We start from the raw sequence: 8090 nt of genomic DNA, 5'->3' as shown, positions 1-8090 counted from the left end.
CAGGGCCATCCCGTAAGGGATGGCCCTGCTGCTATTTGTGGGCCATCTATCTCCGTGTGTGCTCATTCGTTGTCGAGCGATCGCATCACGACGCCGACATGCGGCTTCGGCTGGAACGATGTCGCCTTCTCGGGGAGGAGTCGCCCCGCGCGCGCGGCGCGCAGGACCTGCTCGAAGGTCGGCGGTGGCAGCAGAAGAGCGGTGCCCCCGCGCCGTCGTGCGGTGGCGACGGCATCGTCGGGGTCCGGGTGGTGGCTAACGCTGCGGGGACCGCGGGGCAGGGAGGGCAGGAGCACGTCGTGGACGAGCTCCACGATGGTGCTCGGCGGACTCGGCACGTGGGTGAGGGCCCACCGTCGTCCGTCGCTGAGGGCGATGGTCGTCGGGTCCAGATCGGCGGTCGTCGCGGCCGGTCGGAACTCGACCGGAAGTGCGAGCGCGCGCAGGGCCACGAGGGCGTCATCGAGTCGGACTCCGGCGAGCGCTCGGTGGATCGCGTGCAGGCGGAGGGGCGTGTCTCCGTGGTCGACGAGCATGGCGAGCCCGGCATCAGCCGGGGTCCCCGGGCACCGCGCCTGCATGCGCAGGTAGGCGGCGTACCGGTGGTGCCCGTCGGCGATGAGCGCCTGGGTGCCGGCCAGCGCCTCCTGGATGGTCGTGATCTCCTCCGCCGTCCGCATGGCCCAGAGCCGGTGGCGCTGCCCGCCGGCGTCCTCGAACTGTCGCACCGGCGCTGTCTGCGCCAGCGCCGTCAGCTGCGTCCGCAGGGCCGGTGTGCCGCGGTGGACGAGGAGGATGGGGGCGGGGTTGAGCCGCATCTCCTCCATCCGGTCGGCGAGCTCGTCGGCCTGAGCGGGGTGGATGCCCTCATGGGGGAGCACGACACTGTCGGCCCGGCTCGTCGCGCGTCGGGCGAGCTCGAGCGCGCCGACGAGGCCACGCACGGTCTGGGTGCCGGAGGTGTACTCGTGGAGATACAGCGCGGTGTGGGAGTCGGTGTGGATCCGTCCCCGTTGCTCCCATTGCTGCAGGCGTGCTGCCACCGAGCGGAAGGGCCTCGCGAAGAGGCGTCCCGAGGCCGGGTCGCCGATGCGTGAGGGCTGCAGCAGCTGGGCCCGAAAGGGCCGGAGCCTCAGTGGACGGGCGACGTACGGCGGAGAGACCACGTCGCCGGCATCCATCCCGTCATGCTAGTGACGCCGTGAGCGCGAACGTCGGCACACTAGTGTGGCGGGCATGTTGGGCACATCCGACCGGCCGCTGTCCGAGGGCTACGACCTCGCCATGCTGGACCTCGACGGCGTCGTCTACGTGGGTGGCCATGCCGTGCCCGGCGCGGCCGAGCACCTCGCGCAGGTCCGTGAGAAGGGTATCCGCCTGGCCTTCATCACCAACAACGCCTCGCGCCCACCCGCCTCGGTCGCGGCTCATCTGACGGAGCTCGGTGTGCCTGCGCGGTCGGCCGACGTGGTCACCTCCGCGCAGGCCGCGGCGCGGGTCCTGCGCGACAAGCTCGGTCCGGGCGCGAGGGTCGCCGCCTTGGGCGGCGCCGGGCTCCTCGAGGCCCTGAGCGCGGAGGACCTCGCGCCGGTCGGGGTCGAGGAGGAGGCCGACGCGGCGGCGACCGGCTACGGCCCGGACGTGTCGTGGCACCAGATCATGCGCCTCGCCGTCCGGATCCGTGACGGCCTGTGGTGGGTGGCGAGCAACAGCGACATGACGATCCCCACGCCGTACGGCACGGCCCCCGGCCACGGCGTGCTCGTCGACATGCTCCGCCGGTTCACGCAGGTCGAGCCGGTGATCGCCGGCAAGCCGGCACGGCCGCTGCTGGACGAGACGGCACGCCGCGTCGGCGGCGACCGTCCGCTCATGGTCGGCGACCGGCTCGACACGGACATCGCCGGCGCCCACAACGCCGGTGTCGACTCCCTGCTCGTGCTGACCGGCGTCACGGGGCTCGCGGAGCTGGTGGAGGCATCGCCGGACCTGCGCCCGACGTACCTCTCCGCGGATCTCCGGGGGCTCCTCGAACCGCACCCGTCGGTCGCCCTCGACCAAGGCGGCACGAGCTCGGTCGGCGGCTGGGACGCCGTGACAGATGACGGGGGAGTCGTGACAGTGTCCGGAAGTGGTGCGACCGACGACTGGTGGCGCGCCGTCGCCGTCGCCGCGTGGTCGTGGCTCGACACGTCGGGGTCGCCTGCGGTCGTCAGCGACCTGACCCCTCCCCGCTAGCCTGTCACGCATGAGCGAGGACCAGACCTACGAGGGCTCCGCGTCGGACCGCACCGGCGTCCCCGCTGTCGACGCCGTCGTCGACGAGGTCGATCGCGTCGCGGAGCTGCCGGTCGAGGAGCATGTCGCTGTCTTCGAGCGTGCCCACGAGGAGCTCCGTCGCGCCCTCGACCACCAGGCCGACGACTCCCCCGAGTCCTTCTGACGGGGGACGAGCTGTGCCACCGCGTCGCCTCCGACTCGACGCCGAGCTCGTCCGGCGACACCTCGCACGCTCACGGGAGCAGGCCAGCGAGCTCATCGCCGCGGGTCGCGTGAGGGTCAGCGGTGCCGTCGCGACGAAGCCCGCGACCGGCGTGACCACGGATGTGCCGATCGTCGTCAAGGACGACCCCCTGACGCCCGACTACGTCTCGCGTGGGGCGCACAAGCTCGCCGGCGCTCTCGCCGCCTTCGCTCCCCTCGGCCTCTCGGTCGCCGGCAGGCGCTGCCTCGATGCCGGCGCCTCGACCGGCGGCTTCACCGATGTCCTGCTGCGCCGGGGTGCCGCCGAGGTCGTGGCGGTCGACGTCGGGTACGGCCAGCTGGCGTGGAAGCTCCAGCAGGACGACCGCGTCCACGTGCACGACCGCACCAACGTGCGCGACCTGGAGCCCGACCTCATCGGTGGCCCGGTCGACGTGGTGGTCGGCGACCTCTCCTTCATCTCGCTCACGCTCGTCCTCGAGCCGCTGCTGCGGGTCACGGCTCCCGACGGCGACCTGGCCCTGATGGTCAAGCCCCAGTTCGAGGTGGGCAAGGACCGCGTCGGCAAGGGCGGCGTGGTGCGGGACTCCGCCCTGCGCGCCGAGGCCGTCAACACGGTGGCGGCCGCAGCCGCGGCCCGCGGCTGGGGTGCCCGAGCCGTCACCACCTCGCCGCTGCCGGGGCCGTCCGGCAACGTGGAGTTCTTCCTGTGGCTGCGTCGCGGCGAGCCCACGATCGACGCAGACGCGATCGCGCAGGCCGTGCACGACAAGGTGGGGCTGAGCGACGCGAGCGCCACCGCCTCCTTCGACGCGTCGGCCGGAGATGAGAGGCTGGAGCCGTGACCGACCCGACGCCTCCGCCCGAGGTGCGCCGCATCTTGATGCTCACCCACACCGGTCGGGCCGAGGCGCGAGACGTCGCAACCGCGTTCTGCAAGGCGCTCGTGAGTCATGGACTCATCGTGCGGCTGCCACCGGACGAGGCAGCGGAGCTGGGGGTCCATGCGTCGATCACCGAGGGAGTGGAGCTGGCGCCGCCGGACGGCGATCCGACCGAGGGCTGCGAGCTCGTCCTGGTGATCGGTGGCGACGGCACGATCCTGCGCGCGGCCGAGGTGACGCACGCGAGCGGGACGCCCGTGCTGGGTGTCAACCTCGGACACGTGGGGTTCCTCGCGGAGGCCGAGCATGACGACGTCGAGTCGACCATCGACGCCGTGGTCCATCGTCGCTACGTGGCCGAGGACCGACTGACCCTCGACGTGCGGGTCTACACCGACGGCGAGGAGGTCTTCCGCACGTTCGCCGTCAACGAGGCCAGCGTCGAGAAGGCGTCGCGCGAGCGCATGATCGAGGTCATCATCGAGGTCGATGACCGGCCACTGTCCCGGTTCGGCTGCGACGGGGTGGTCTGTGCGACCCCGACTGGCTCGACGGCGTACAACTTCAGTGCCGGGGGCCCGATCGTGTGGCCCGGCGTGGAGGCGCTCCTGATGGTCCCGATCAGTGCCCATGCACTCTTCGCGCGCCCGCTGGTCGTCGCCCCGACGTCCGAGCTCGCGGTCGAGGTGATCCGGCGCACGGACGGCGCGGGGGTGCTGTGGTGCGACGGACGGCGCGCCGTCGACCTGCCGCCGGGTGCGCGGATCGAGGTGACGCGGGGCGAGAAGCCGGTGCGACTGGTGCGACTGCACGAGGCACCCTTCACCGATCGGCTGGTCGCCAAGTTCGACCTGCCCGTCCACGGCTGGCGCGGTGCGGCGGAGAGGCTGCGGAGGGAGCGAGGCGATGCTTGAGGAGATCAGGATCTCCTCCCTGGGGGTGATAGAGGACTCCACCCTCGAGCTCGGACCCGGCCTCACGGTCATCAGTGGAGAGACCGGCGCTGGCAAGACGATGATCGTCACCGCCCTGGGCCTTCTGCTCGGTGGCCGCGCCGACTCCGGGTCGGTGCGCAGCGGCGCGCGGGCCGCACGCGTCGAGGGCATCGTGGACGCGAGCGGTCTGCCCGACTTCGCCCGGGCGGTCGACGGTGCGGGCGGTGAGGTCGAGGACGGTCGCGTCGTCATCGCGCGCAGCGTCGCGGCACCGACGTCGTCGGGCCCGGGGCGGTCTCGCGCGTTCGTCGGCGGGGCGGCCGTCCCGATCACGACGCTGGCCGAGGTGGCGGAGCCGCTCGTTGCGGTCCACGGCCAGTCCGACCAGCACCGGCTGCTGCGCCCGCGCGCCCAGCGCGACGCCCTCGACCGGTTCGGCGGAGCGCCGGTCGAGGAGGAGCTCACGCGCTACCGCACGCTCCACCGGCGGCTGCAGCAGGTGGAGGCGGAGCTCGACGAGGTCACCACGTCGCAGCGGGAGCGGGCGCGCGAGGCCGATCTCCTCCGCTTCGGGCTGGCCGAGATCGAGGCGGTCGACCCGCAGCCGGGGGAGGACGACGCCCTCGCCGCGGAGGAGTCCCGGCTGGGGTTCGCGGACACCCTGCGTGGCGCCGCCGAGCAGGCCCGTGAGGCGCTCTCCAGCGAGGACGGCGCCCCGGACGCACTCGCCGCGGTCAGCGCCGCTCGGTCGCTGCTCGACGGCGTCCGCGACCACGACGCCGAGGCGGCGGAGCTGGCCCAGCGCGTCGCGGAGATCAGCTATCTGCTCTCCGACGCGGCCGCCGACGTGGCGTCCTATGCCGATCGCATCGAGACCGACCCCGCTCGCCTTGCCGGCGTCTCCGAGCGGAGGGCCGCCCTGACCGCATTGACGAGGAAGTACGGCGAGACCATCGACGAGGTGCTCGCCTGGTCGGCTGCCTCGGCCACCCGACTCCTCGAGCTCGACGGCACCGACGAGCGGATCGAGGAGCTGCGCGCCGAGCGCCTCAGCCTCCGCGACCAGCTGGCGAGCTCCGCGGCCCAGCTGTCCCGCCTCAGGGGCGAGGCAGCGGAGCGTCTGGCCGCCGAGGTCACGGCCGAGCTGACGCGTCTGGCGATGCCGCACGCACGGCTGACGGTCGACGTCCGGCAGCTGGAGGTGCCTGCGGCCGACCCCAGCGAGCCACGGGCGCCCCTCGATGTCGGAGGACGGTGGCTGCGATTCGGCAGCTCGGGCGTCGACGAGGTGGAGCTCCTCCTCGCGGCGAACACCGGCTCCGACCCGCGCCCGCTCGACAAGGGCGCCTCGGGCGGCGAGCTCTCCAGGGTGATGCTCGCCCTCGAGGTCGCCCTCGCCGGCACGAGCCCCGTGCCGACCTTCGTCTTCGATGAGGTCGACGCCGGCGTCGGCGGCGCCGCCGCGGTCGAGGTCGGCCGGCGACTCGCGCAGCTGGCGCGCTCCGCCCAGGTCCTCGTCGTCACGCACCTGCCGCAGGTGGCGGCGTACGCCGACCAGCACGTCGTCGTCGAGAAGTCCAGCGACGGGAGCGTCACGAGCTCCGGGCTGACGCTGCTCGACGACGCAGGGCGGGAACGGGAGCTCTCCCGCATGCTCGCCGGCATGAGCGACTCCGACACCGCTCTCGCCCACGCCCGCGAGCTGTTGGAGGTGGCGCGCTCGGCCCGCTGACACGCCGAGGAGCGGCTGCCGGATCGGGCCTGCGCCGGATGTGAGGATGAAGAGGTCATGAGACTTCCCATTCGCTCCAGCACCGCCACGGACGTCGACACCGGCCTGCGGGGCGCCGTCCGCACGGGTCGACCGACGCGCAGCCTCCTCCCGCGTCTCGAGCCGGGTGACATCGCCGTCATCGACCACGTCGACCTCGACCAGGCGACCGCCCGTGCACTCGTCGACACCCGTGTCGCGGCGGTCGTCAACGCTCAGCCCATGATCTCCGGGCGCTACGCCAACCTCGGGCCGGAGCTCCTCGCCGAGGCAGGGATCGTGCTCGTCGAAGGCATCGGCGGCTCCGCGTTCGCCCGGCTCGCCGAGACCGACGAGATCACGATCCGCGACGGGGGTCTCTACGAGGACGGACACCTGGTGGTGCAGGGACGTGCCCTCGAGCTGGACGACGTCCGCCTGGCGATGGCGGAGGCGCGCGCCGGACTGGCGGCGCAGCTGGAGACCTTCACCCACAACAGCACCGAGCTCCTGCGCCGCGAGCTCGACGTCCTGGTCAACGGGTCCGGCATCCCCATGCTGCACACGCCCCTGGACGAGCGCTCCGTCGTGGTCGTCGCCCAGGCGCGCCCGGGCGACCTCGCCCGGATCAAGCGCTTCGTGCGCGAGAGGCGCCCGGTCGTCGTGGCCGTCGACGAGGCGGCCGCCAAGGTCCGCAAGATCGGCATCAAGCCCGAGATCGTGGTGCTGTCGGGCTCCGAGTCGCTGCCCGAGGCCAAGGTCCTGCGCGGCGCGCGCGACGTGGTCGTCGTGCAGCGGGCCGACGCCGTCCCCGGCGTCACCGAAGGCCTCGCGCGGATGGGCATCGCCCCCCATGTCGTCGGCACGACGATCTCGACCGAGGATGCGGCGCTGCTGGTGACCAACTCCGGACGGCCGAGCCTGGTCGTCGGGGTCGGCCTCACGGCCACCCTCGAGGACTTCCTCGACCGGCGTCGCTCCGGGCTGGCCGGCAGCTACCTCACCAGGCTCGTGCTCGGGCCCCGGCTGGTCGACGCCGAGGCGCTTCCGGTGCTCTACACCGGGCGCGTGCGGCCCTGGCATGTCGGCATGTCGGTCCTGCTCGGCCTGGCGGCGGTGGGCGCCTCGATCGCGACGACGGCCGTCGGCCAGGACTGGGTCCAGCAGTTGCAGGGGCTCCTGCGATGAGGCGCCTCGTCCCGCTGCTGTGCGTGCTCTTCGCGCTGGCCGCCGGCGTCGCGCTCGGCGCCGGTCCGCTCGACGACAACCGCGGCGACGCCGCGCCGAGCAAGGGCGCGTCCGCCCGGAGGCCTCCCGCCTTCGACGAGACCTTCGCGGGCACGGTGGCGCCCACGCTCTACGCGCAGCGACTCGCCAAGCAGAGCGTGGCCGTGGTGACGATGCCCGGTGCCGCGCCGGCCATCGTCAAGGCCCTCGTCGACCAGATCGTCGCAGCGGGCGGCGCCGTGACGACCCGCACCGAGGTGACCGACGCGCTGACCGCCCCCGGCCAGAAGACGCTCGTCGACACCATGGGCAGCCAGCTCGCGGCGCAGCTCCAGAAGCAGCTGCCCGCGCTGGCCGATCCGTCGGTGTCGACGTACCCTCGCATGGGCCGCCTCCTCGGCCTGGCGGTGGCCACCAACGGCCCGCCCGTGGCTGCCGGTGCGCCGGCGAGCACGGTGCGCGAGAGTCTCAAGGCGGCCAGGCTGACGCGCGGCCTCGGCGGCGCCACCGCTGACGCCCCCCTGGCGCCCCTGGTCCTGATCGTCGCGGGCAACAACCTCGACGACGCGATCATGAACGGCCTCGCGCAGGGCATCGCGGGCCAGGCGCACGGCGTCGTCGTGGCGGGACGCACCCGCAGCGAGGACCTCGCCTCCCTGCGCGATCGCAAGGCGCCCGTCGCGACCGTCGACGGGGTCGAGACGGCAGCGGGTCGGGTCGCCACCGTGCTGGCCATCATCCATCAGGTCACGGGCGGCGGCGGGAGCTTCGGCGCGTCCGGAATCGATGGTCCCCTTCCGCTGGGATAGG

At 73.1% G+C, this 8090-nt stretch carries 8 protein-coding genes; 7 read left to right on the top strand and 1 reads right to left on the bottom strand.

Translation table 11 applies throughout. The features are described from left to right. Window positions 1-62 precede the first annotated feature (62 nt). Complete coding sequence (locus tag ACYQ1K_RS23700) at window positions 63-1181, bottom strand: DUF1015 family protein (RefSeq protein WP_459985838.1); 1119 nt, start codon at window positions 1179-1181, stop codon at window positions 63-65. A 55-nt stretch (window positions 1182-1236) separates the two neighbouring features. Between ACYQ1K_RS23700 and ACYQ1K_RS23695 the strand changes: the two genes are divergently transcribed. Genes ACYQ1K_RS23695 through ACYQ1K_RS23665 form a run of 7 tightly spaced genes read left to right on the top strand, consistent with a single transcriptional unit; the run spans window position 1237 to window position 8089 of the window. Further along, entirely contained in the window at window positions 1237-2238 is a 1002-nt protein-coding gene (locus ACYQ1K_RS23695; RefSeq protein ID WP_459985835.1) for an HAD-IIA family hydrolase, read from the top strand. A 10-nt stretch (window positions 2239-2248) separates the two neighbouring features. Then, window positions 2249-2443: a hypothetical protein gene (locus ACYQ1K_RS23690; protein WP_459985831.1), complete on the top strand. Its 195-nt coding sequence runs from the start codon at window positions 2249-2251 to the stop codon at window positions 2441-2443. A 13-nt stretch (window positions 2444-2456) separates the two neighbouring features. Continuing rightward, window positions 2457-3329, top strand: a complete 873-nt coding sequence (locus ACYQ1K_RS23685) for a TlyA family RNA methyltransferase (protein WP_459985829.1) — start codon at window positions 2457-2459, stop codon at window positions 3327-3329. Then, window positions 3326-4282, top strand: coding sequence for an NAD kinase (locus ACYQ1K_RS23680; protein ID WP_459985826.1), 957 nt, complete (start codon window positions 3326-3328; stop codon window positions 4280-4282). The genes ACYQ1K_RS23685 and ACYQ1K_RS23680 overlap by 4 nt, the downstream gene beginning before the upstream one ends. Continuing rightward, complete coding sequence (gene recN, locus ACYQ1K_RS23675; RefSeq protein ID WP_459985824.1) at window positions 4275-6035, top strand: DNA repair protein RecN; 1761 nt, start codon at window positions 4275-4277, stop codon at window positions 6033-6035. The genes ACYQ1K_RS23680 and recN overlap by 8 nt, the downstream gene beginning before the upstream one ends. 57 nt (window positions 6036-6092) lie before the next feature. Next, window positions 6093-7241 carry a putative cytokinetic ring protein SteA gene (gene steA / locus ACYQ1K_RS23670; protein WP_459985823.1) on the top strand — a complete coding sequence of 383 codons (1149 nt, stop codon included), beginning with the start codon at window positions 6093-6095 and terminating at the stop codon, window positions 7239-7241. Beyond that, entirely contained in the window at window positions 7238-8089 is an 852-nt protein-coding gene (locus tag ACYQ1K_RS23665) for a copper transporter (protein WP_459985822.1), read from the top strand. The genes steA and ACYQ1K_RS23665 overlap by 4 nt, the downstream gene beginning before the upstream one ends. Window position 8090: the final 1 nt, after the last annotated feature.

This window comes from Nocardioides sp. AN3, from assembly GCF_054653495.1.
Note: the sequence above shows the minus strand (reverse complement) of the source record. Positions and strands in the feature narration are given on the sequence as shown.